Consider the following 25,225-nt stretch of genomic DNA (forward strand, 5'->3'; position numbering starts at 1 on the left):
AAATGGTTCTGACAACACATCTGCCGGTTCTGATTGTGCTTTTGCCACTGTCTGCCGCCCTTTTATGCACTTTTTTAAGCAAGATCATGGGGCAGCTTGGAAAAATCCTTGTCATTGCTTCACTGGCAGCTTCTTTTCTTTGTTCCGCCGGCCTTTTATACCAGGTATTTCAAACCGGTGAACATACGATACATTATTATATGGGCAACTGGGCCCCGCCTATCGGCATTGAATTTGTCATTGACCCGTTAAACGGCATCCTGACAGTTTTTCTCACCTTTATTGCTTTGTGTACTTCTGTCTACTGTATCTGCTTTGTGCAGAATAAAAGCTTTATTCAGTCCGGCGGCTTTTACGCCCTTCTTGGACTTTTAACCGTGGGTCTGTGCGGTATGACATTAACCGGTGACGTTTTTAACCTGTATGTATTTCTGGAGGTTTCCTCACTATCCTGTTACGGGCTTGTGGCTATGGGGGGCAAACGTTCTGTGCTGGCAGCATTTCGATATCTGCTGATTGGAACTATCGGCGCATCCTTTTACCTGATGGCCATCGGACTTTTATATGCTCTGACAGGTACTTTGAATATGGCCGATATGGCGGCACTGCTTCAGGGACAGATGCATTCACCTTTGGTGATTTTAGCCTGCGCCTGTCTGGTAGGGGCATTCGGAATCAAAATGGCGATTTTCCCCTTCCATATCTGGCAGCCGGACGCATATTCCTATGCACATCCCGGAGCATCTGCCCTGATCTCCGGCGCTATGAGTAAGGTTCCGGCCTTTGCTATGATCCGCTTTTTCTTCTTTATCTTTGGCATCCGCCACTGGATTATCGAAGACGTCACGGAAATTCTCGGCATTCTGGGTGCCGTGGGCATGATTTTCGGCTCCCTGATGGCAATCAGGCAGACAGATTTCAGACGTATGCTGGCTTACTCTAGTGTAGCCCAGCTTGGATATGTAGCTCTTGGTATTGGAATCGGCAATCTTTACGGCGTCACCGGCTCCTTCCTTCATATATTGAATCACATTTTTATGAAGGGAGGACTGTTCCTGATTATCGGAGCTATCCAGTACCGTTTCGGAATTGTGGATATCCGCCACTTCGGCCAGTTACATAAAAAAATGCCTGTGACCTGTTTTTCGCTGGTAATCGCCTCTCTGGCTATGGTAGGTATTCCTCCTGCCGGCGGTTTTTTCAGCAAGTGGTATCTCCTTACCGGAGCCATGGACCGGCAGCTGTACATCTATATGTTTGTCCTGATTGCCAGCAGCCTGTTAAATGCCGTTTATTTCCTGAGAGTTCTGGAAAAAATCTTTATTTCTCCGGCATCTGCGGAATTATCAGAAAAAGGAAAGGTTCCAAAGCATCTAGAACTGCCTCTTACTATGCTGATTCCGCTTCTGATCTTCGGCATTGGAAATATTGCTATGGGTATCTTAAACAGCGGCATTACTTCTAACCTTATATTACCAACATTACAGGGGGTATTTTAAATGATAATTACTGATATAAGACCTGTCCTGGCTGCCGGATTCCCCTTGCTGGCATGTATACTGATATTATTTTCAAGCAAAAAACCAAATCTGCGGGAATTTTTCAGCATTGCCTGCGCTGTGGGCGCCGCCGGTCTGATCTATTCCATGGCAGGAGATGTCCACGGGGGAACCGTATATGAATGGACCTTGTTTCAGGCCACTGACACCATCTCTTTTACCCTCCGGACAGATGCCGCCGGTATGCTTTTTGCCTGCGTTTCTTCTACGTTATACGTAATTGTAATTTTTTACGCCATCGGCTATATGCGGGGACACCATGAAAAAAATCAGACAGGATTTTATGCATTTTTTGCAATCTGTATCTGTTCTGCTATTGGAATCGCATTTTCCGCAAACCTGGTTACCTTTTTCATCTTTTTTGAAATGCTTACTATGGCCACCTGGCCCCTGGTATTCCATGAACGAAATGAAGAGGCCAAATTTTCCGGCAGAAAATATTTAATTTACACGTTAATCCCAGGACAGTTTTTTCTGATGGGAATTATCATGGTATCCGGCATCAGCGATACCCTTACCTTTCAGCCGGGAGGATTTTTAAATGCTTCTGCAGGCTCTGCCGGTATGCTGATTGTACTGTTCTTCCTGCTGACAGGGGCCGGAGCTGTCAAAGCCGGCATTATGCCGTTTCACGGATGGCTGCCCGCGGCTATGATCGCGCCTACACCAGTAAGCGCACTGCTGCACGCCGTTGCCGTTGTAAAAGCCGGCGCATTCTGTGTCATCCGCATGATCGGATATGTATTCGGTCCGGGGCTGTTAAAGGAAATCGGCGCCGCTCAGATACTTTTATGGCTTGCAGTTTTTACCATTATCGTATCTTCCCTGATCGCATTAAGGCAGGACAACTTAAAACGGCGGCTGGCCTATTCCACCGTTGGACAGCTGTCCTATATTATCCTGGGGGCCTGCCTTCTAACCTCCCATGGTTTTACGGGTTCTCTGTTTCACATCGTGGCCCATGCGCTGATGAAAATTACTCTGTTTATGTGCGCCGGTGCCATTATTGTCACTACTCACAAAAACAATGTCAGTGAAATGAAAGGTATCGGACGCCAGATGCCCGTTACTATGATCTGCTTTACCATAGCCTCCCTTGGCATTATCGGGCTTCCTTTTATTGTGGGATTTACCAGTAAATGGAATCTGGCTCTGGGAGCCTTATATATGGGACAGCCGGTTTATATCGCCATCCTGCTTACCAGCTCCATGCTTGGCCTTGCCTATCTGCTGCCCATTACTTATACTGCTTTTTTCAGCAAAAACACAGACAGCGAGTTTACCCGTTTAAAAGAAGCCAGTCCTTTTATGCTGATTCCTATCTGTATCACTGCAGCTCTGACAATTATTTTAGGTATTCTGCCAAACTTTGGACTAAATCTCTATGACCTGGCAGAAATAGCTGCCAGCGCAGTGGTACCTTAAAAAAGGAGAGACTTATGAGTAAAACAAAAAAAATTGTCTATATCCTGATCGCCCTGATTTTGATTTTATCTTTCGTTCTTCAGCTTTTATTTGAGGGCCCCTCCGGCGCCGGTTTTTATATTATTTTCGGCTTTGCGGGAGCCTGGATTTTAATTCTGTTTTCCAAACGGATCCTGGCTCCATTGCTGCAGAAATCAGAAGATTACTATGATGGAGATGGAGGTAATGATGATCACTAATATTCATCCTGGTATATTTTTAATTATCTGCGGTATAATCACCGCAGTGATGCCTGAAAAATGGCGTAAGTTTTTCCTGATCGGATGCCCTGCAGTTACGTTTCTTTTTGCCATGCAGCTGAAAATCGGAGATTCTGCAGCTATCGTACTGTCCGAACAGTACACCCTCCATTATCTTGAGGTTACAAAGGAGAACTATATTTTCCTGTTTGTATTTTCACTGATGGCGCTGATTGGCGGAATCTATGCGGCACACAACAGCAATCGTCTGGAGGCTTTCGCCTCTATGGGGTACGCCGGCGGAGCTTTAGGCGTTACTCTTGCCGGAGGCTGGCTGACATTAATCCTTTTCTGGGAATTTATGGCTGTAACCTCCCTGTTTTTAATCTGGGGCAGTCACACAAAGAAGGCCACCAAGGCCGGTTTTCGCTATCTGCTGATTCATATGCTGGGCGGCAACCTTTTACTCTTTGGAATACTGATAAAATTTTTCCAGGGGGAACCCATGATTATCAACCTTACGGGAACCCATGATATCGCATTCTGGCTGATTTTCTCTGGCATGGCCATCAATGCAGCTATTGTGCCCGTACATGCCTGGGTGCCTGACGCATATCCCCAGGGAACTGTCACAGGCAGCGTCTACTTAAGCTCCTTTACCACAAAACTGGCTGTCTTATGTCTGATTCGTGTATTTGCAGGCTCTCAGATGCTCATTGTCCTGGGACTTATTATGATACTGTACGGCGCCTGCTTTGCATTAATTGAAAACGATATCCGCAGGCTTTTGTCCTACCACATTATCAGCCAGCTTGGCTTCATGGTAGCTGATGTAGGCCTTGGCACAGAACTGGCAGTCAACGGCGCCTCTGCTCTGGCTTTCAGTAATGTGTTATATAAGTCGCTGTTGTTTATGTGCGCCGGTGCCATTATTACTGCCACCGGAATCCGGAAAATCAATCAGCTTGGAGGACTGGCGAAAAAAATGCCTGTGCTGTGCATCTTTTTCTTTGTGGCGGCGCTTTCCATTGCCGGAGTTCCGCTTTTCTGCGGCTTTACCTGCAAATCCTTATCAATGACTGCAGCTGCCGGAGCCGGATATCACGCTGTAGAGCTGTTAATGATGCTTGGAAGTATCGGTACCGCCCTGTCAATTCCTTTTAAAATGGGATACTTTATTTTCTTTGGAAAAGACCGGAATCTCTCTGTAAAACCTATTCCCAAAAATATGTATGCGGCCATGGGAATCGGTGCGTTCTGCTGTATCCTTTTCGGGCTGGCGCCAAACCTGGTTTACCGGATGCTTCCATACACTATGAACTATCACCCGTATGGCATTGCTCATATACTGGAGTACGTACAGCTCCTTCCGGCCGCTCTGCTTCCATTTTTAATGTATTTAAACAAAATGGAGCCTCATACAGCCCTGACGCTGGATACAGGCTGGTTTGCCAGAGTTCCCCTTAAAAAATTTATTCATGGGATATCCGGATTTTTCTTTAAAGTACAGGAGCTTGTAGATACAAACGGCAGAAAAGTTTACCGGAATCTGAAACGCTCCTTTACAGATAATACCTCCGCCAGAAATGCCGATACAGAACGACGGCAGATTGGAGAAGGAATGCTGGCTATTTTAATTGTTATTATAGTAGTTGTTCTGTTTATCTTAATAAAACATATGAGGTAATTATCCCTAAAAAATATCCTGATGGTTTTAACGCAGCTTATAGTTTGCGTGTTTTACCATCAGGATATTTTTTCTATCACACTTCTGATTTTAGCAGAGATTCACTTTACGCCAGCAACGGCACCAGGAACAAAAATCCGCCGCATATAATCAGTCCTGTTACAATCAGAACCACCGCACAATATCCCATAATATCCCTTGCTCCAAGACCTGCAATTCCAAGGGCCGGCAGTGCCCAGAAGGGCTGCAGCATATTTGTCCAGGCATCTCCCCAGGAAATCGCCATTCCGGTAATGGCCGGAGCCACCCCCAGAAGATTTCCTGCCGGCATCATAATGGGCGCCTGCACTGCCCACTGCCCGCCTCCGGAGGGTACGAAAAAGTTTACCACTCCTGCCGCAAGGAAAGAAAACACCGGAAAAGTAACGGTATTAGAAATATTTACAAAGAAACTGCTGATAGCTCCCGCCAGTGAAATCCCGCCGGCACCGACGCCGGTCATAATTCCCATAATTCCCGCATAAAACGGAAACTGAAGAATAATTCCTCCTGCACTTTTTGCAGCGTTCATAATAGCCCTCACATAACTGATAGGGGTTTTATGAAAAATAAGGCCAAGAACAAGAAAAATCAGATTTACAATATTCAGGGAAAGGTTAAAGGAACCGGATGAAACAAAGTAAAACACCAGATACACAATTCCCAGAGCTGCAATCACCCAGGAGAGAATCATACTGTTCTCTAGTTTCTCTGCGGGGGTATGAGGATTCGGAATTTTTTCTGTCTCATCAATTAAAAGGGCCGGGTCTACAGCTACCACCTCAGAATCTGCGGGATGCATTCTGGCATTTACAAAAGAAACCACCAGAATAATTACTGCCACCAGAATCAGATTCCATGGGGCAAAGATAGTCTCAGATGTAGGCACCGACGCAGTTACTGCCCCTGCTGTCGTTGTCTTTAAGCTTTCATCCCAGGAAGCCAGTGTCAGCGGAATAGAGCCGGAAATACCTCCATGCCATACCACAAAACCCGAATAGGCAGAGGCTATCAGCAGACGGTAATCAACCCGGGCAACTTTTTTTGCAATTTCTTTCGCCAAAATCGCACCGACTACCAGACCAAATCCCCAATTTAACCAGCAGCAGAGCATAGAAATTACCGTTACAAATATAATAGCCTGAACCGGCTGCTTTGGAACAGAGGCCAGACGGGTAATCAGACGTTTTACAGCCGGCGCATTGGCAAAAGCAGTTCCAAACACAAGCACCAGAGCCATCTGCATGGAAAATGCAAGCAGTTCCCATATCCCCTGGCCCCAGCAGTCCGCAACTTCCAGCGGGTTCATTCCAGTTACGGGAATCGCCGCAATAAATACAACAATGGTCAGTATAATACAAAATATGAATGCATCCGGCAAAAAACGCTGCACCAGATGAACACATCCGTTTGTAAATTTTTTAAACATACGTAATCTCCTGTTAAAAATCCGAGACATTTTGTCTTCGGGATATGTGAAAAGAGAAATTTTCCTCTTTATCCAGTGATTAGCATTTCCAGCTGCTGTACTTTTTAGTCATTTTTCTATTTCCATTACTCCCATATTTATACAATTTTTTCAAAAAAGGAATTGACAATTCTTTCACATTGCCGTATACTATAATTCGTGTTCAGCACAAAACAGTTATGCGCGAGTGGCTCAGTTGGTGGAGCACGACCTTGCCAAGGTCGGGGTCGCGGGTTCGAGTCCCGTCTCGCGCTCTTTTAGAAGTATTATCAGTGATAATACTTCTTTTTTTGTTTGTGTGCTATGAACGTGCACAACCAAAAGCAGCCGGAAGCTGACATCACCCCGGCTGCTTTTCGTATGAATGAAATATTGTATTACCACTGGGACATACACTGCCCCTGACTGCTCAACGTATCCTTCACTTTTATTTTAATTTTTTCCAGAAGTTTATATTTTTCATAATTATAAGCTTCCTGGTTGGACTGAAGCATCTGAGTCTGCTCTTTACAGATCAGCTCCAGCAAAATATTCTTTTCTTTTTGTTTTAGCACGCTGCTCCCCCTTTTATTCTGCTTACAGATCATTTTCTACTCAACTGATTCTTTTTTATCATAAATCCGTACTGTTTTAACCGGACTGTTCCAGCTCTCATCTGCACTGGAAATATTCCCCGACCTCCAGACTCTTTTTACAAGTGCATCTGCATCTACTACAAATTCCGCCAAAGAGCCGTCAAAAGTGACTCTTTTAGAAGCATCCGTATGTCTGTCTGATTTACAGTCTGCAAGAATACACGGAATCACCGTTCCGTTTTCAAGAATCAGATCAAAATACGTTCCAATTGCTGTTGTATAATAGCTTCCCACAGCAACACAGAACCGGCCGTCAACCTGCCGGATCCCGTACTGACCGGTATAAGCTTTCTGCTGCAGCTTATACTGGGGACTTGATGTTGATGTAATGGCAGTATAAGGCATAAAACTCTTTGTAGTATTTTTAGCCCCGGGAAAATCCCGGTACTGTATTTTCTGATCTGTCAGATATCTTTTATGTAGATATCCCCTGTTTTCACCATATAAAACCTCATACCAGTCATTATCATATTCTGTATACATAACTTCTGTATTATAGGAAATCACCTCCATGACCGCTCCGTCCTGTGCAGGTTTTTCCCTGAAGTTTACATTGGCGCTGGTCCATCCCTGTATAAATACCTCCTGTGCGGCCTGTTTTACCTCTTCGCTGTTATCTTCCACTTCTCTGTGTATCTCCAAATTTCTGACACAGTTCATTTTGAATGCCTGATACTGATATCCCCGGCTTTTCTGCCAGACTTCCTGTCCGCACACAGGCACGGCCAGGGTCAATATACCCAGAACCGCCAATATCATACATATCCGTTTCATCATTTACCTGTTATCTCTTTCCTTTCTATTCATTAAATTATGCAGCATACTTTGTCCTTCTGCTTACTATTATTGGCAATTTTTGCAAAACTTAATCCATTTTAAACCAGACAAAACTGGTACATGCAGGTCACAAACTTAAGTATATGCAGATAACAGGCAAAAAATACCAAAAAGCCGGAAAAAATTCCGGCCTTTTCAATATTATTTGTAATGATAAACTCATTTTTCTCTATTTGAATTTTAATTTATGTGGTATACACTCTTTTTTATTTTCTTTTCAATTGCTTTTAGGACACCGTTAGCAGCCAGCACCAGTATTACACAAAGAATCGTTCCCCAGACAATTTTTACTGCATTCTGGGTTCTCATACCGTCAAAAAGCACAGAGCCCAGTCCTCCTGCCCCGATGGTCGCTCCAATCGTTGCGATACCGATGGTGGAAATAATGGCAATATGAATCCCCGCCGCAATAGAATCCAGCGCCAATGGAAACCGTATTCTGGAAAAAATCTGCCTGTCTGTCATCCCCATTCCCACAGCCGCTTCCAAAATCCCCGGATCTATCATCTGCAGGCCTTCGGTGAAACTTCGCACCAGAATATACTGATTATAAACTACAAGAACCAGTATAGCCGTCCTGCTTCCCAATCCTGTCAGAGGAATCAGCAGAGCAAACAGTGCCAGACTTGGAATTGCATATATCATGCTGCAGATACGCATCACCCAGGCCGAAATCCGTTTTTTATTCATAATAAACACTGAGATCACCATGGCAAGGCAAATAGAAATCAGCAGCGTAACAAAAACCATTTGGAGATGCTCCAGCATAGCCGTTATTAATTTGTCATAATGCCGGACTGTATATTCTATAAAACGCGTCATTTCAAAAACTCCAGACCTTCCACAACAGATTTCATCAGCGAAGCAACATATTCATTGGCCGGATTATTTACAATTTCTCTGGGAGGGGCAAATTGCTTAATTTCTCCCTGGTCCATAATCAAAACCCTGGTCCCCAGCTTTAGTGCCTCAGTAATATCATGTGTAACAAACAGAAAGGTTTTCTGACTGCTCTGGTGGATGGACAGCAGCTCATCCTGCAGTTTCCCTCTGTTAATAGCATCTATTGCCCCAAAAGGTTCATCCAGAAGCATAATCTTTGGATCCGCCGCCAGGGCTCTTGCCAGCCCCACACGCTGCTGCTGGCCTCCAGAAAGCTGCGCCGGATACCGGCTGCAAAACTCTTCCGGATCAAGATTTACCATTCTTAAAAGCTCATGGGTCCGGCTTTCAATGCTTTCCTTTTCCCAGTTTAAAATTTCCGGAACTACAGCGATATTTTTAGCAACAGTCATATGCGGAAACAAACCAATCTGCTGAATCACATAGCCGATGCCCTGTCTTAGCTTTACAGGATCCTTCTGTCTGATATTTTCTCCAAATATAAAAATTTCGCCAGAGGTCGGTTCATATAAACGATTTACCATTTTCATCAAGGTCGTCTTCCCGCAGCCGGAAGTGCCCAGAATTGTCACCAGCTCTCCTGCCCGGATCTGAAAACTTACATGATTGACCGCATTTTTCACTCCCTGGGGAAATTTTTTTGTCACATCTTTAAATTCAACCGCAATCTCCATCCTCATTCCTCTTTTCCAGCATCAGCGCTCCCCCAGGACATCCGGTCACACACAGACCGCAGCCCTGGCATCTGTCAGCATTCTGTATACAGAGATCCCCCTCTGTTGAAAACACCTTGAATCTGCATCTTTTCCTGCACTTTCCACACCCAATGCATTTTTCTAAGTCAATTTTCACACAATAAGATACTTTCGGCCAGATTCCAAGACTATTACGGTACCTGGCCCCGCGAAACAGATAGCAGCAGTCTGTACAACAGTTACAGATACCTCCGGGATTGATTGTATGAATCAATCCTTTTTTATCTGCCATACGGACAATTTCCTTAGCTTCTTCTTTGGTAATCGCCCGGGCCTGCCCCCGTTTCACAAAAGAATTTGGCGCAGTTCGATAGGTAATACAGGTTTCTGTGGGCTGGCCGCAGTTTTGAATCAGCCGCCGGCAGTCACACAACGCCAGATAAGGTGTATCATCCCGCCCGTCAATAAAGGAGAGCACATCCCACAGGGGCAGCACCTCATCCTGAGTGGGGCGTTTATTCTTAGTTTCTCCCAGTGAATCTGTATAAGCTTTAAAGTACCAGGCATCTAATCTTTCTTTGCATTCTCTAGGCAGCAGATCATAAGCTTTTATTTCCTCTGTTGCAAAAATATCCAGACGTCCGTAAAAACTTCCCAGACAATAGGAAACACCGTCTTCTCCCTTGTTCAATATGCCCCGGTGAAAATATAAGCGAATCAGCATTTCTGCCTCTGCATGATCTTTTGCCAGCTTCCATTCTATCAAAAACTCTGCCAGCTTTTGGGGGCTTATACATTGTTCTGCGGGCAGCCTTATAATCAGCTGTTTGTCTTTATCGGTAAGTATCCGGTCCAGAATCTCATATCCCGCTTCCGGAATCTTAAATTTTTCAATAATAATTTTATTTTCCATCACTTTTTTTACAGGGAAAGCATGGGGCTTTCCCTGGCTTCTTATTTATCTTTTTACTTATTTTAATGTTTCATAGAAATCAGCCGCCACGTCATCATATTCTTCCTTTTGAATATCCACCGCCGCGTTTAACTCTGTCATAGTCTCTGTATCAATCTGCTGGCTGATATGATTAATAATATTTTCCGCTTCCGGATATTTTTCCAGCACATCGGCTCTCACCACAGGAATAATGTTGTAAGGGGGCCAGAATTTTTTATCATCTTCCAGCAATACAAACTCATCACTGCTAAGCTGGGCATCTGTTGTATATGCAGGTACGCAGTCTACCTCATCGCTTTCCAGCACCTGATATTTCAGTGCGTTATCAAATGAATTTTCCGATGCAAAAGCAAATTCACCGTAAGCTTTTTTAAGCCCTGCCATACCATCCTCCCGTTCATAAAAATCAGAGGTACTTCCAAATCGTATTTTCCCGGCCTGTTTCTGCAGATCCGAAATCGTACGGATTCCATATTTCTGAGCCACATCCGCTCTCATGGCCAGACCGTTTCCATCACTTGCAGCGCACATCTCTAAAACATCCAGCTGATACTTTTGGGCATACATCTCTTTTACGGTATTATAAACCTCCTGGGTATCCGTCATCATTGGCTGCTCTAATATGGTCATCAGTGCTGTGCCGGTATATTCCGGATAAATATCTATATCGCCCTGACACACAGCCTGATGTATCACCGCATTGGAAACTTCAAATTCACGCTGAACCTCAAAACCTTCATCCTCAAGGGCCAGCGCATACAGCTCACTTAAAATCAGATTTTCTGTAAATCCCTTGGAACCTACTATAATCTTTTTGCTTTCAGCATCATCCTTTTTACCGCTCTGGCACGCAGTCAGAGACACGGCAGCTGCTGCCGCAAGGAGGATGCATAATATTCTCTTTTTCATAAGATTTTCTCCTTTATCATCTGCTATCTACATACTATATTTTAAAAACCACTTCTCTATCTTTCCAAGAAGCAGCTGGCCCAGCAGGGTCAGTGCCGCAACAGACACAGCGCCAATTACCAGATACTCTGTTTTCATCAGACTGATTCCATTATAAATAAGGACACCAAGACCTCCGCTGCCTATATACGCAGCTAAAGCTGCACTGGCAATTACTTCAGAGGCCGCCATCTTAATGCCTCCCATAATGTAGGGCATTGCCAGCGGAAACTGCACCTGGTAAAACATACGCTTCTCATCCATTCCCACTGCTTTTGCAGTTTCTATCATAAAAGCCGGAACCTGAGCAAATCCCAGGGTCGTCTGGATCAATACCGGAGGCACCGCCAGTACCGTAAGCGCCGTCAGAGCCGGTTTCATGCCAATTCCCATAACGGGAATCAAAATCACCAGCACGGCCAGGCTTGGAACAATCCTTAAGGTACTGAAAAAAGTCATAATAAACTTTTTGACTCTGGGAAAAGAAAGACAGAGAATACCGCAGGGAACACCAATTACAACAGCCAGCCCCACAGCAGTCAGACTAATATAAATATGCTGCCACACCATCTGAAAATAGGTCTGCCAGTTATTTACAAAATAATCAATATATACCTGCATAAAATTCCCCTTCCCACAAAAATCCTGTTTTTTCATGCTCATGCTATTTTAGCACGCAATTTCTGCTTAATCTACCTAAAAATGACTGTTTTTTCTGTCAAATACTGATTATTTTCACGAAATATGAAAACCCCAATTTCTTTTCAGATAATCTTCGGTCTCAATAGTTCACAAAAATGCCAGTTATTTCACATAATTTTCACTTACTTTTTACAAACTTTTAACTTTTATTGCCAACCGTCTAACAAGCTGATAATATTAAAATATAAATATTATTTTTTATATACTTAGGAGATAAGAAAATGTCTATCACAGAAATTTTTTCGCTTTTAGGCGGTGTTGGACTGTTCCTTCTTGGAATGTCAATTATGTCAACCGGCCTGAGAAATGCATGCGGAGATAACCTCCAGATCATTTTGGAACACGCTACCAAAAACAAAGTGATTGCCGTGCTGGTAGGACTGGGAATGACCATGCTGATTCAGAGTTCATCAGCAACCGACGTTATGGTTATCGGCTTCGTAAACTCAGCTATGATGAACCTGTCCCAGGCCATCGGAGTTATTATGGGCGCCAATATCGGTACTACCGTTACTGCTCAGATTACCGCATTTAATTTAAGCGCAATTACCCCCCTGCTTCTTTTTGCAGGCGCAGTGATGTATCTGTTTGTAAAGCGCAGCATTATCCGGCATATCGGATCCGTAATTATGGGATTTGGTATGCTTTTTCAGGGAATTTCCCTGATGAAACTGGCCATCGCACCCCTTTCTGAAAGCGAAGGTTTCATTGATTTTCTTTCTACATTAAATAATCCGGCTCTTGCGCTGGTATTTGGTGTGGCATTTACTGCACTGCTGCAGAGTTCTTCGTCCTCCACCGTAATATTCCAGGCGTTTGCCATCCAGGGCTTATTAAGCTATGACGTAGCTGTATACCTTGTAATCGGAGCTGCTATCGGTTCCGTAACACCAAACCTGCTGGCAGCCCTGACAGCCAACAGAAACGGCAAACGGGCCGCAATTTTAAATCTTTTATTTAACCTGATACGTGCAGGTATTTTAGTGGCGCTGATTAATATCTTTCCGATGCTGCTTACCTTTATTCAGAATTTATCACCGGGAGATGTGGGGCGCCAGATTGCCAATACCCATACAATTTTTGCCATTATTGCTGTACTGATTGAACTGCCCTTTGCCAACAAAATTGTCAAACTCTCTCAGAAAATTATTCCTGTCAAACCGGAAGAGACACAAAAAAGCAAGGACCGCTCTTTACAGTATATGACACAAATCACCAAACTGACACCGGTAGTTGCTTTAAACCAGGCACAGCTTGAGATCACAAGAATGGGGAAACTTGCAGCGGAAAATCTGCAGCTGGCATTAAATGAATTTTTCAATAACAGCACCGCAAAAATGCTTGATATCAAAGAGCGTGAAGAAACCGTTGACATTCTTAACCGCTGTATTTCAGATGAAATGGCAGAGCTTCGTTCTATGGAGCTGACATCAGAGAACATCAAAAAGGTTTCCATGATGACCATTGCCCAGACGGACATTGAACGGCTCTCAGATCATGCGGAAAATATCATTGAATATGTAGATAAGCTCAGATCAAAAAAGGCCTGTATCTCGCCGGAAGCCCTGGAGGAGCTGAAAGATATGGCTCAAAACACCATGAAGGCCGTGCACTTGTCTCTTGACATTTTTTCCTCTGAAAACTATGATCTGCTTTCTGAAATTGAAGAAATCGAATCCGTAGTTGACCGTCAGGAAAAGACTTTTATCGACAATCACATTGAACGTTTGATGCGTTCTGACTGCACTCCAATCAGCGGCATTATTTTCTCGGATCTGGTAACAGATCTTGAACGCTGTTCAGATCACGCCATCAACATTGCCTATTCTTTAAAAGAACGAATATAAAATCTAACAAAAAAGGCACAGAGACCAACGTTTCTGTGCCTTTTTTGTTAGATATTCTCCGCCTGCGGCGGGTCGCTTTTGCGACATGACTCCATTCCACCGCAGTGCGATCCACAGCAAAGCGTTTATTTCTCTATAGGAATTGGTACTTTTCAGCTTTATCACAACCCAATATCTCCTATAGAGAAATAAAAAAGGCAGCCATCGATCTGCTGCCTTTTTTAGGAGAAGGTATTTTTTACTATGGGGTGTAGCAAAAAACTATATAATGTATTGGGGGTTTTTACAGTTATTATTATAATCAAAATGCTCCCGGAAGTGTGCTCAAAGATATAAATTTTTTCAATCTTTTTTTATACATTATTGCCAATCAATCCCAGTTACTCATTTGTAACTATGTGGCATTTTTCATAATTTCCACTTCTGTTTTTCAACACTTCTCCAATGTGAACGATCTCATTTGTCTGAATTGTTTTTATTTTTATATTTTATTCCAGTTTTATCAGTTAATAATAGTTGTCATATTTTTTCTTCTACAGCTTGTATCCAAAAATAGTTCCACATCTTTTCAGACTGGTCTGGGGAACACGAAAATGTTATACTGTCGTTAAGAAAATTTATACGTTTCATAATAAATAAAGGAGTAAAACATTATGTCTCAGACAGAAAATAAAAAAATAAAGTATGTCCATCAGCCTGTAGTCAAGAAAGATGCCATGGCACTGCTCACTGGACAGCCGGTTTACACAGATGACCTGGCTCCTGCCGACTGTTTATGTGTAAAACTGCTGAGAAGCCCCCATGCCCATGCTCTGATTCAGGAGATTGACACCAAAACCGCCCAAATGGTTCCGGGCATTGTATGTGTTCTTACTTATAAAGACGTTCCCCGCAGACGCTTTACTATGGCCGGCCAGACCTACCCGGAGGAAAGTCCTTACGACCGGTATATTCTAGAACAAAGGGTTCGTTTCGTGGGAGACACTGTAGCAATTGTTGCCGGTGAATCAGAAAGGGCGGTGGACAGAGCACTGAAATTAATTAAAGTTAATTATCAGATTTTAGAACCGGTGCTTGATATCCATACTGCCAAAGACAACCCGGTGCTTGTTCACCCGGAAGAGGACTGGCATTCCTTTTTAGACAGATCTATATCTGACAACCGCCGGAATCTCTGTGCCACACTTTCAGACTCCCATGGGGATACCGAAGCTGTCATGGCCGATTGTGATGTTGTCCTGGAAGAGACTTATCATATTCCCGCTGTACAGCAGGCCATGATGGAAACCTTCCGCACCTACACCACCATGGATGCTTTCGGACGTCTGACCATTGTCAGCTCCACACAGGTTCCTTTCCATGTAAGAAAGTCTGTAGCCACAGCTCTTGATATTCCAAAGTCAAGAGTGCGTGTTATCAAGCCCAGAATCGGAGGCGGATTTGGTGCAAAACAAACCGCTATTACAGAAGTTTATCCGGCCATTGTTACTTTAAAAACCGGTCGGCCCGCGAAAATCATATTTACCAGAAAGGAATCTCTCACAGCATCTTCCCCCCGGCATGAAATGGAAATCACAGTAAAAATAGGTGCCATGAAAACAGGAAAAATCCGGGCTTTTTCCATTTATTCCCTGTCAAATACAGGTGCATATGGAGAACACGGTCCTTCCACCGTTAATCTTACATATGAGGAAAGCGTCTCTCTCTATCAGCCGGAGGCATTTTCCTTTGCAGCCGATGTAGTATATACCAATCATATGTCTGCCGGCGCCTACCGGGGTTACGGAGCCACACAGGGAATTTTTGCAGTGGAATCTCTCATCAATCAACTGGCGGATACTCTGAATATAGATCCTGTAGAGCTTCGAATGCAGAATATTACCCGGCAGGGTGATATGATGCACTCTTATTTCCACAGCATCGCCACCAGCTGTACCTTAGATCAGTGTCTGCAGCGCACATCAGAACTTATCGGCTGGGAGAAAGATTCCCCGGTACAGATTCTGGAAAACGGACATATCCGTGCTAAAGGCCTTGCGCTGGCCATGCAGAGTTCCGGGATTCCTTTTATTGATGTAGGATCTGCCACACTCAAACTTTCGGACGACGGCTTTTATAACCTGTTAATCGGAGCCACTGATATGGGCACCGGCTGTGATACCATACTGGCTCAGATGGCCGCCGACTGCCTGCAGACCCCCATTGAAAATATTGTAGTAACCGGTGTTGATACGGACTCATCCCCTTATGACTCCGGCTCCTATGCTTCCAGCACAACCTATGTAACCGGTACGGCAGTTGTAAAAGCCTGTCAGCAAATGGTAGAAAATATTTTAAAAACAGGGGCCATGCTTTTGAAAGTCAGTGACTGGCAGACCCTTTATTTTGACGGAAACAAAGTCACAGATCCAGAATCAGGAAAAGAACTGACCCTATCAGACATTGCCTATCAGGCCATGAGTATTGCCGCCCCTGCCCTGTCCGCCAGTGTCAGTTACACAGCCCCCGCCTCCCCGCCTCCTTTTATGGCAGGAGCCGCTGAAATTGATCTGGATCCGGAAACCGGAAAAATACAGCTGGTTCATTTTGCCGCCGTTGTGGACTGCGGTACTGTCATCAATACAGCCCTGGCCAAAGTCCAGACAGAAGGTGGAATTGTACAGGGTATCGGCATGGCTCTCACAGAAGATGTCTGGTATGATAAGGCCGGCCATAATTTCAGCAATTCCTTTTTACAATATAAAATACCTGCACGCACGGATATTGGAACTATAACGGTGGAATTTGCTGAAAGCTATGAAGAATCCGGACCATTCGGCGCAAAATCCATCGGGGAAATCGTCATCAATACCTCTGCTCCCGCCATCGCCCATGCCGTTCATAATGCCTGCGGCGTATGGTTTCGACACCTTCCCATTACACCGGAAAAAGTGTTAAAAGCAACCGGAAAAATCTGATTCTGCCATATTTTTTATTTATCCAAAAAATATTAGATAAATAAAAAATATTTCCAAGTCTCTTTTTACCATTCTGTTATACTAACAAAAAAGCAAAAAACAGGAGGTAACTTATGCTTGGACTTGGAATTGATACCGGGGGGACCTGCACCGATGCCGTAATATACGATCTGGACTCCCGGCAGATACTTTCACATACAAAAACACGAACAACCCACGCTGATCTGACACAGTGTATTTTGCAGGTTATGAAAGACCTTCCCCAGGATCTGCTCCACAAGGCAGACTTTATTGCTCTTTCCACCACCCTGGCAACCAATGCCTGCGTGGAGGGAAAGGGCGGCCGGGCCAAACTGGTTTTTATCGGTCTTGAGCCTGAAGAAGCCTCCAGGCAGGCAGCCTCATACGGACTTCCTCCCATGGAAGAAATATACTGCCTTCCGGCTCATATTCCCCTGGATACCGCACAAATCACCGAACCGGACTGGACACAGTTCCGGGCAGATCTCTCCGTTCAGTTTCAAAATTACGACAGCGTTGCCATCACTCAGCTGAATGCCCGCCAGAACAACGGCGCTTTCGAGAAAAAAGCAAAAGAGATCATAATGGAAGAGCTGGGCCTTCCATGTATTACCGGCTATGAGCTGTTCCAGGAATACAATATTTACCGCAGGGGAGCCAGCGCACTTTTAAATGCCCGGCTGATTCCTGTGATCCAGGAATTTTTAAGCGCTATCCGCACATCCTTAGATCAGATGGACTTAAACCGCCCTATCGTCATTGTAAGAAGCGACGGCACTATGATGAGTGAAGCATATGCCTGTGAGCGTCCCATTGAAACCCTTCTGTGCGGCCCTGCCGCAAGTATTATGGGTGCTATGGAGCTTTGCTCTGAGCCAAACCAGGTTATTATTGATATGGGAGGTACAACCAGCGATATTGCCCTGGTAAAAGACGGCATTCCGGTACGCGTCACAAACGGAATCCAGATCGGCAGCTGGAAAACTTTTGTTCACGGCATGTTCGTTGATACTTTCGGTCTGGGGGGCGACAGCACCATCTGCAGAGATAACAACGGAGTCCTCTCTCTGGATACTGTACGCAGCATTCCTCTCTGTATGCTTGCCAGCATTTACCCCCAGGTGACGGAAAAAATTCACAAGTTAAATACAGATGAAGTAAAACATAGCAAAAATCTTTTTGAATTTTATGTTCTGTTAAAAGACATTTCCCACAGTCCGCTATATACAGACCGTGAGAAACAGTTCTGTAAGGCCTTAAAGGACGGCCCCCTTCTGATTCGTGAAGCAGCCGCCTCCATCCGGGAGGATATTTACTGCTTCGACATCCACCGGCTGGAATCAGAAGGAGTTGTAATGAAATCTGCCCTGACGCCTACTGATATTATGCATATCAAAGGGGATTTTAAAGGATACGACAGCACGGCATCCCAGGAGGCCGTCTCCTTTCTGGCACGAAATCTAAAGCTTACAGAAAGCGATCTTTGTGACCAGGTTTACCGGATGATCCGCAAAAAAATATTTATGAACGTCTTAAGGATTCTGATGAAAGATTCTCATCCTCAGCAAAAAGATTCTCTGATGGAAAAGCTGGAGTTTCTGTATGAATCTGCCTATCAGAACGCCTGCCAAGAACAGACCGCCTTTTTTTCACCGGACTTTAAGCTGAATGCCGTTCTTGTAGGAATCGGTGCCCCTGTACACGTCTTCCTTCCGGAAGCGGCCAAAATGCTTGGCGTAAAATGCTATATTCCCGAATTTGCCCCTGTAGCCAATGCTCTTGGCGCTGTCGTAGGCAATATTTCCGCTGAGGCAACTATTGAAATTAAGCAGATCAGCTCCATAGGAAATGCCGATCAGTATTATTTTACCGGGCGCCCGGAATACGGCTTTTACGATACCCTGGAAGAAGCAGAAAAAGCGGCCCGGCAGGCTGCAAAGCAGGATGCTTCCGAAAAAGCCCTTCGCCAGGGAGCTGCAGATCAGCTCACTGTAACATTTTCCAGCCACGAGCACAGCGCTATGACAAACTTCGGAAAAATGTTTTTAAGTTATGACGTCACCGCTTCTGTGATTGGGCATATGCAGTTTTCTGATTCCGTATAAACGGTAAATAAAAAAGAATGTGCAAAGCACATTTTCCGCTATATCACAACACAGTATTTCCTACAGAGCAAAAAAGCACTTTTGTCTCAGTTCAAAATCTGATCTGCCGCTCTGCATCCTGATATTTCAGGGGCATATGATTTGACTGAGACAAGAGTGCTTTTAAATTTTAAATGTTTAGAGGTTTTCTTTCAAACTTCCTGTTTGAAAAATATGCTGTTACTGATTTCCCTGTGCATATCTGCTGAGGAACTGCTTTGTACGCTCTTCTTTTGGATGGTCAATCACCTGTTTTGCGTCTCCCTGCTCAACAATATAACCGTCATCCATAAAAATAATCTGATCTGCCACATTTCTTGCAAAATCCATCTCATGAGTAACAATAATCATTGTGGTGTTCTTATCCGCAAGGCCCCGGATGACTTTTAACACCTCTCCGGTAAGCTCCGGATCCAGCGCTGATGTAGGTTCATCAAAACACAGGATATCCGGTTCCAGCGCAAGAGCTCTTGCAATAGCCACACGCTGCTGCTGTCCCCCGGACAGCTGGTGGGGATAATGGTTAATACGGTCAGACAGCCCCATCTGTGCCAGCAATGCTTTTCCATGGGCTTCGATCTGCTCATAGACCGCTTTTTTCTGATCTTTATAATCGGGGCGCTCCTGAGCCAGAAGCTTTTCTGCCAGAATTACATTTTCCAGCGCCGTATACTGGGGAAACAGATTAAACGACTGGAAAACCATCCCGAAATGCAGGCGCTTCTTTCTAAGCATTTCCTCTTTTTCATGTTTATTAACCGCTGCGTCAAACAGGGTTTCTCCTGCCACCGAAAAATTGCCGCCATTAGGTGTCTCAAGAAAATTCAGACATCGCAGCAATGTAGTCTTTCCGGAACCGGAAGAACCGATAATTGCCAGTGCATTTCCTTCTTCCAGGGAAAAGCTGACATCTTTCAGAACCTTGGTTTTTCCAAAATGTTTTTCAATGTTATTTACTTCCAGAATCGCCATGTTTTCCCTCCTTATTTAAAATAGTTTAATCTGCGTTCAATGTAGTTAAATACCAGGGTAAGAACTCCTACAAACGCCAGATAAAATACACCGGTATAGAACAAAGGCCATACAAGTCCTGCTGATTTCATAAATGAGAATCCTGCAAATGTTAGCTCATAAGCCGCGATAATCCGGGCCAGAGAAGTATCTTTTACAAGTGTAATAATCTCATTTGACATAGGCGGAACAACCCGTTTAATCATCTGCAGCAAAGTAATCTTAAAGAAAATCTGTCTGCGGGTCATGCCAAGCACCTCACCTGCTTCCCTTTGTCCTGCAGGGACGCCCTCAATGCCGCCCCGGAAAATAACGGAAAAATAACAGGCATAGTTGATGGTAAAGGCAACTACTGTAGCCGTAACCCTTCCGGTCTCATTTCCGCTCCAGATATTGTATCCCAGCATTCCCGGAAGATAAAAAATAACAATCAGCTGCAGCATCAGCGGTGTTCCTCTGATGATCCAGACAATTACCTGAACAATATAACGAACCGGTTTCCACTTACTCATAGACCCAAATGAGATAATCAGCCCCAGGGGCAGTGCAAAAACAAGGGTCAGAGCGAAGATTTCCAGCGTTGTCAGGAAACCAAATAACAATTCCTGCGTGACGTTCCAAAACATAATTTTCTCTCCTCTGATCTGTTAAAACGGACTTCACATGATAAGGCAGAGAGCACTGCGCCCTCTGCCTTTCGCATCCATATTAAGATTTTGTACGGTTTATTTTGACGGTACAACGACAACCTGTGCGTTATTGCAGTATGCATTAGTGCATTCCATTGCAGATGTAACTTCATCTGTGAGGGTCATGCCGTTCCATACTACATCCAGGTTTTTAGATTCCAGTTCCATGATTTTTGTGTCCCAGTCAATCTCCACAAACTGAATCTTTACACCCAGCTTTTCTGCAACCAGCTTTGCCATATCAGCATCAAAACCAATCCAGTCGCCATTGTCATCTTTGTAATCCATAGGTTCGAACTCTGTAATACCTACTACCAGTGTTCCCTTATCCTGAATATAAGCTACATCGCTGTCTTTCTCAGCTGCTTTATATTCAGACTCACCCTGCTCTACAAGAGCATCCTGTACACCGTATTTTTCTGCAATTTCTTTCATAGAGCCGTCAGCATAAGTTTCGGAAAATACCGCATTAATATAAGAAGCCAGATCAGATCCTTTGCGGCATCCAACTCCGTACTCTTCGGTTGTCAGCTCATCTGTATGTTTCATATCCGGATAGCTTGTTCCTTCCCCGATCATGGCTCCGGCCATAAGCAGGTCTATAATCGCTGCGTCAGAAGTTCCAGAAGATACTTCCATCAGCGCATCCGCCTGTGAAGATACTGCATTATATTTGAAGTCTTTTTCCTTTGCAGCGGCCTCACCGGCAGAACCTGCCTCCACCGCATAGGTCATTTTTGTTTCGTCAGCTGCACTGCCGCCCTGATCGGCATCTTTACCGCCGCATCCTGCAAATGTCAGACCTGCAGTTAAAACGGCCAACATAACTACCAGTTTCTTTTTCATATGTCCTCTCCTCTAAACTATGTTACAATATTGAATACTTGAGTATTCTACCATAGTAGCACACTAAAGTAAAGAGGATTTCCTCTGATTTTTCACCATCTTGGTATATATTCCGTTTCGTTCCATTAACTCTTCCGGCGTTCCCTGCTCCACTGACCTTCCATCGGAAAGTACAACAATTTTATCCGCCCCGGCAACTGTCCGCATCCGGTGGGCGATAATCAGCACCGTTTTCTTCTCTATCAGCCTTGACAGGGCAGTTTGAATCTGTGTCTCGTTTTCCACATCCAGGGAGGCGGTTGCCTCATCCAGCAGAATAATAGGAGCGTCCTTTAAAAATGCTCTGGCAATAGAAATACGCTGCCGCTCTCCTCCTGAGAGTTCACAGCCATTTTCTCCGATACGGCTGTTCCACTTCTCTGGAAGCTTTTCTACAAACTCTGCACAGCCTGCCAAAGAAGCCGCCGCCAGCACCTCCTGATCGGAGGCATCCTTTCTGCCGATTCTGATATTTTCCATAATAGTATTGTCAAACAGGGTTACATCCTGAAATACGATAGAATACAGCGACATCAGCGTCTCCGGATCAATTCCTGCAATATCCATGCCTCCCACCGTAATCCTTCCGGACTGTATATCCCAAAACCTGGCGGCCAGACGTGATACGGTAGTTTTTCCTCCTCCGGAAGGACCCACCAGCGCAGTCACCTGTCCCTGTTTCGCTGTAAAGGAAACGTCTTTGAGTACCGTTTCTTTTTGGTTATAGGAAAATCCCACATGCTCAAATACAATATCATATCCCCGGTTTGTCAGGCAGTTTTCACCGGTCTGCACCGGGTACTTCAAAATTTCATTCATCCTTCCAATATTTGTCCGGGTACTGATTACAGCTGCAAGATTTTGCAGGGCGCTCTGCAAAGGATCATAAAGCCTTGATACTACCAGCAGAAAAACAAAAAATGTTAAAATATCCAAAGAACCTTTCATCAGCAGCACAGACCCTGCCAGTGCCACAGTAGCGATTCCAAGCTTTAAAATCAAAGATGCGCTGACAACAAATACAGCTGTTCCAAATTCTGAAATTACAGCTCTTTTTTCTACTGCTTTAATCTTACGATCTAACCCTTCCAGATAACTGTCCTCCGCGTTGCACGCCTTTAAATCCCTGACAGTTTCCAGGCATTCCTGAATACCGTCGGCGCAGGCCATTTTTGCATCCATCTGCCGTTCATTCAGCTTTTCTTGTACTTTTGCAGAAAATCCTACAATTGCAAAAGATACGGGAAGCACCCACAGCGCTGCCAGAGCCATCCTCCAGTCAAACGCAAACAGGCCGATGGAAATCAATACGGTAGATATTACAGAGCCTATCAGTTCCGGAATAAAATGCGAGAAACTCTGTTCTAGAAATGTGCAGTCTGCCATAATTGTGCTGGTCAGATCTGCCAGATCCTTTTTTCCGAAAAAGGAAAGAGGGATTTTTCTAAGCTTTTCCGCCAGTGATACCCTTCTGATTCCACTCTCAACATAAGTGGCAAAATAAGTAGCGTTATACTGGAACCAGGTAGTTAAAAGCAGCAGTAAAATGCACAAAATACAGCCGGCCAGATAAAAACCCCATCCATAAGTTCTGCCCCCAAAAAGCAGGTCTTTAATCAACAGATAAAGCATTCCCACAGGAAACATCAAAGACAGATTCTGAAAAACACATGCGATGCATCCTTTCACAAGATCTTTTGCCCCCTGGCGGGACAATGCAAACTTTTCCTGAAGCCATTTTATCATAGAGCGCCTCCTTCCCTGGAAACCTTCCATGCTGCGGATGTCTGATAGTTTTCCCACATCCTGGCGAATATCCCATTCTGATTCATCAGTTCTTCTCCAGTGCCTTCTTCACAGATTTCTCCGTCTTTTAGCACATAAATACGGCTGGCATTTATTACCGTTGAAAGACGGTGGGCGATCATAATTACAGTTTTTTTCCTGGACAATTCTGCAAAGGCTTCCTGGAACCGGCTTTCATTATCCGGATCCGCAAAGGCAGTTGCCTCATCTAGAATAACCACCGGCGTATTTTGCAGCATAACTCTTGCTATAGCAATCCGCTGCTGTTCCCCGCCGGACAAATACACGCCCCGGCTTCCAATTACAGTGTCGATACCATCCGGCAGTTTTTCGATAATATCCATACACTGAGCGGCTTTCAACGCCGCCATAACCTCTTCCCTGGAAGTCTCAGGTCTTCCCATCCGGACATTTTCCAGAATAGAGTCCTTCACCAGATGACTGTTCTGGAATACAAAGGATACCGTCTCCATGAGCTCCTTTTTGGAAATTTCCCTGACATTAACTCCTCCTATCAGTACATTCCCCTGCTGCGCATCAAAAAAACGCGCTATAAGATTTGCAAGTGTTGTTTTCCCTCCTCCGGAAGGCCCCACAAATGCCGCAGTTTCACCGGGAGCAATTTTAAGGGAAATATCATGTACGGCATCCTTAGTTCCGTCATAGCTGTAGCTTACATGACTTAAAACCACAGACGCATCCACAGGTGATTTGGGCTTCCCGGGTTCCCCAAGAGGCTTTATCTCTAAAACACTGTCAATCCTTCCCAGGGCATCTTCCACGATCATTGCATTTTCACTCTGAAACATAATTCTGGTAAGGGTCAAAGAAATAACCGGAGTAATAATAATATAAAACAGCAGATTCAACAGAAGTTCCTGTGTAACACCCCCCCTGGCCAAAATCAGCCCTCCGGCAATTAAAAATGCAAAAACACTGTTAACCGCCGCCGTATACAGCATCATAGGACCTCTAAGCTGCCTGGTATAGGCAATCACCCAGGTCTGATAACGGTCGATGGCATCTTTAAATTTCTTAAAGGAAAAAACCGTCTGTCCAAAAGTTTTCACAACAGGAATCCCCCGGACATATTCCACAGCCTCGTTTGACATGTCATCTAAAGCATTCTGGTATTCACTCATTTTCTGCTGCATACCAGAGCCGGTCATACTCATCATAATCAAAAAACCAAGGACCACAGGAATCAGGCTTAAGAGGCCAAGCCTGAAGTCAAATACAAACAGCAGTACCAAAAGTCCCACCGGCGTGGCAATGGCCCCCGCCTTATCCGGCAGCTGATGAGCCAGATAGGTTTCTGTTGCCGCGCTGGATTCATTGACAATTTTTCTAAGCTTCCCGCTTCCAAAACCATCCGCAAATCCCATGGGCAGCTTTACAATATGATGCATCGTTTTAATTCTGATATTAGATGCAATTCTGAAAGCCGCCACATGAGAGCACATAAGGGCTGCAATATAAACCAGTACCGCAGCCACTGCCAAAATAACTGCCATCCATCCATAATGTGTCAGTCCTTCTGCCTGCCCAAAATCAGGTGCTGCCCAAAGTACCTCTCTTATAATTTTCCAGATATACCAAAAGGGTATAAGGGCCAGTATTGCACTGGCCGCTGATAATATCCATGACAAATATGCCAGATATTTATGATGCCCTGCATACCCAAGCAGACGCGATAAATTTGATTGTTTCTTCACCTAGATACCTCCTTTTCATTTTAGATTCGCTTTTTTCTTTATAATATCCTCCTTATTG

Annotated in this window: 19 protein-coding genes, 1 tRNA gene and 1 pseudogene; 8 read left to right on the top strand and 13 right to left on the bottom strand. The window is 44.5% G+C overall.

Annotated elements, in window-relative coordinates; all coding sequences use genetic code 11:
• Window positions 1-2 precede the first annotated feature (2 nt).
• The 4 genes from OCV88_RS12510 to OCV88_RS12525 are packed head-to-tail and all read left to right on the top strand — an operon-like array spanning window position 3 to window position 4,910.
• Window positions 3-1,499, top strand: a complete 1,497-nt coding sequence (locus OCV88_RS12510; protein ID WP_158425781.1) for a complex I subunit 5 family protein — start codon at window positions 3-5, stop codon at window positions 1,497-1,499.
• Entirely contained in the window at window positions 1,500-2,984 is a 1,485-nt protein-coding gene (locus tag OCV88_RS12515; RefSeq protein ID WP_158425782.1) for a monovalent cation/H+ antiporter subunit D family protein, read from the top strand.
• Window positions 2,985-2,998: 14 nt separating this feature from the next.
• The gene (locus OCV88_RS12520) at window positions 2,999-3,223 is read left to right on the top strand and encodes a hypothetical protein (protein ID WP_158425783.1); all 225 of its coding nucleotides are present in this window, start codon (window positions 2,999-3,001) and stop codon (window positions 3,221-3,223) included.
• Entirely contained in the window at window positions 3,192-4,910 is a 1,719-nt protein-coding gene (locus OCV88_RS12525) for a Na(+)/H(+) antiporter subunit D (RefSeq protein WP_158425784.1), read from the top strand. Before OCV88_RS12520 ends, OCV88_RS12525 begins: the two co-directional genes overlap by 32 nt.
• A gap of 106 nt (window positions 4,911-5,016) precedes the next feature.
• On the opposite strand, the gene OCV88_RS12530 is transcribed toward OCV88_RS12525, so the two are convergent.
• Window positions 5,017-6,378: a short-chain fatty acid transporter gene (locus OCV88_RS12530; RefSeq protein ID WP_158425785.1), complete on the bottom strand. Its 1,362-nt coding sequence runs from the start codon at window positions 6,376-6,378 to the stop codon at window positions 5,017-5,019.
• 220 nt (window positions 6,379-6,598) lie between these two features.
• On the opposite strand from OCV88_RS12530, the gene OCV88_RS12535 reads away from it, so the two are divergent.
• Window positions 6,599-6,671 (top strand) — tRNA-Gly (locus OCV88_RS12535).
• Window positions 6,672-6,794: 123 nt separating this feature from the next.
• Here the strand turns inward: OCV88_RS12535 and OCV88_RS12540 are convergent.
• The 7 genes from OCV88_RS12540 to OCV88_RS12570 all read right to left on the bottom strand — a co-directional run bounded on the left by OCV88_RS12540 (window position 6,795) and on the right by OCV88_RS12570 (window position 12,011).
• A complete protein-coding gene (locus OCV88_RS12540; RefSeq protein ID WP_262591260.1) occupies window positions 6,795-6,971 on the bottom strand; it encodes a hypothetical protein in 177 nt (58 codons plus the stop codon).
• 36 nt (window positions 6,972-7,007) lie between these two features.
• Window positions 7,008-7,829, bottom strand: a complete 822-nt coding sequence (locus OCV88_RS12545) for an SH3 domain-containing protein (protein WP_158425786.1) — start codon at window positions 7,827-7,829, stop codon at window positions 7,008-7,010.
• A gap of 240 nt (window positions 7,830-8,069) precedes the next feature.
• On the bottom strand, window positions 8,070-8,711 hold the full coding sequence (locus tag OCV88_RS12550; RefSeq protein WP_158425787.1) for an ABC transporter permease: 642 nt from the start codon (window positions 8,709-8,711) through the stop codon (window positions 8,070-8,072).
• On the bottom strand, window positions 8,708-9,466 hold the full coding sequence (locus tag OCV88_RS12555; protein ID WP_158425788.1) for an ABC transporter ATP-binding protein: 759 nt from the start codon (window positions 9,464-9,466) through the stop codon (window positions 8,708-8,710). The genes OCV88_RS12550 and OCV88_RS12555 overlap by 4 nt, the downstream gene beginning before the upstream one ends.
• Entirely contained in the window at window positions 9,450-10,400 is a 951-nt protein-coding gene (locus tag OCV88_RS12560) for a 4Fe-4S binding protein (RefSeq protein WP_158425880.1), read from the bottom strand. Before OCV88_RS12560 ends, OCV88_RS12555 begins: the two co-directional genes overlap by 17 nt.
• 57 nt (window positions 10,401-10,457) lie before the next feature.
• Complete coding sequence (locus OCV88_RS12565; RefSeq protein WP_158425789.1) at window positions 10,458-11,351, bottom strand: glycine betaine ABC transporter substrate-binding protein; 894 nt, start codon at window positions 11,349-11,351, stop codon at window positions 10,458-10,460.
• A gap of 27 nt (window positions 11,352-11,378) precedes the next feature.
• Window positions 11,379-12,011, bottom strand: a complete 633-nt coding sequence (locus OCV88_RS12570) for an ABC transporter permease (RefSeq protein ID WP_158425790.1) — start codon at window positions 12,009-12,011, stop codon at window positions 11,379-11,381.
• Between the two features lie 302 nt (window positions 12,012-12,313).
• Between OCV88_RS12570 and OCV88_RS12575 the strand changes: the two genes are divergently transcribed.
• The 3 genes from OCV88_RS12575 (at window position 12,314) to OCV88_RS12585 (ending at window position 19,022) form a co-directional block, all read left to right on the top strand.
• Complete coding sequence (locus tag OCV88_RS12575) at window positions 12,314-13,939, top strand: Na/Pi cotransporter family protein (protein WP_158425791.1); 1,626 nt, start codon at window positions 12,314-12,316, stop codon at window positions 13,937-13,939.
• A 653-nt stretch (window positions 13,940-14,592) separates the two neighbouring features.
• A complete protein-coding gene (locus tag OCV88_RS12580) occupies window positions 14,593-16,896 on the top strand; it encodes a xanthine dehydrogenase family protein molybdopterin-binding subunit (RefSeq protein WP_158425792.1) in 2,304 nt (767 codons plus the stop codon).
• A gap of 113 nt (window positions 16,897-17,009) precedes the next feature.
• Window positions 17,010-19,022 (top strand): hydantoinase/oxoprolinase family protein, encoded by a 2,013-nt coding sequence (locus OCV88_RS12585; RefSeq protein ID WP_158425793.1) that lies wholly within the window; start codon window positions 17,010-17,012, stop codon window positions 19,020-19,022.
• Window positions 19,023-19,241: 219 nt separating this feature from the next.
• On the opposite strand, the gene OCV88_RS12590 is transcribed toward OCV88_RS12585, so the two are convergent.
• From OCV88_RS12590 to OCV88_RS12610, 5 genes and pseudogenes are all read right to left on the bottom strand, one after another.
• Entirely contained in the window at window positions 19,242-20,033 is a 792-nt protein-coding gene (locus OCV88_RS12590) for an amino acid ABC transporter ATP-binding protein (RefSeq protein ID WP_158425794.1), read from the bottom strand.
• 11 nt (window positions 20,034-20,044) lie between these two features.
• The gene (locus tag OCV88_RS12595) at window positions 20,045-20,698 is read right to left on the bottom strand and encodes an amino acid ABC transporter permease (RefSeq protein WP_158425795.1); all 654 of its coding nucleotides are present in this window, start codon (window positions 20,696-20,698) and stop codon (window positions 20,045-20,047) included.
• A 105-nt stretch (window positions 20,699-20,803) separates the two neighbouring features.
• Window positions 20,804-21,196 (bottom strand): annotated as a pseudogene (locus OCV88_RS16195) (transporter substrate-binding domain-containing protein); the annotation flags it as partial.
• Window positions 21,197-21,670: 474 nt separating this feature from the next.
• Window positions 21,671-23,392, bottom strand: coding sequence for an ABC transporter ATP-binding protein (locus OCV88_RS12605; protein WP_158425796.1), 1,722 nt, complete (start codon window positions 23,390-23,392; stop codon window positions 21,671-21,673).
• The gene (locus OCV88_RS12610) at window positions 23,389-25,167 is read right to left on the bottom strand and encodes an ABC transporter ATP-binding protein (protein ID WP_158425797.1); all 1,779 of its coding nucleotides are present in this window, start codon (window positions 25,165-25,167) and stop codon (window positions 23,389-23,391) included. The genes OCV88_RS12605 and OCV88_RS12610 overlap by 4 nt, the downstream gene beginning before the upstream one ends.
• Window positions 25,168-25,225 lie beyond the last annotated feature (58 nt).

The organism is Brotonthovivens ammoniilytica (assembly GCF_025566885.1).
GTDB classification, from domain to species: domain Bacteria; phylum Bacillota; class Clostridia; order Lachnospirales; family Lachnospiraceae; genus Brotonthovivens; species Brotonthovivens ammoniilytica.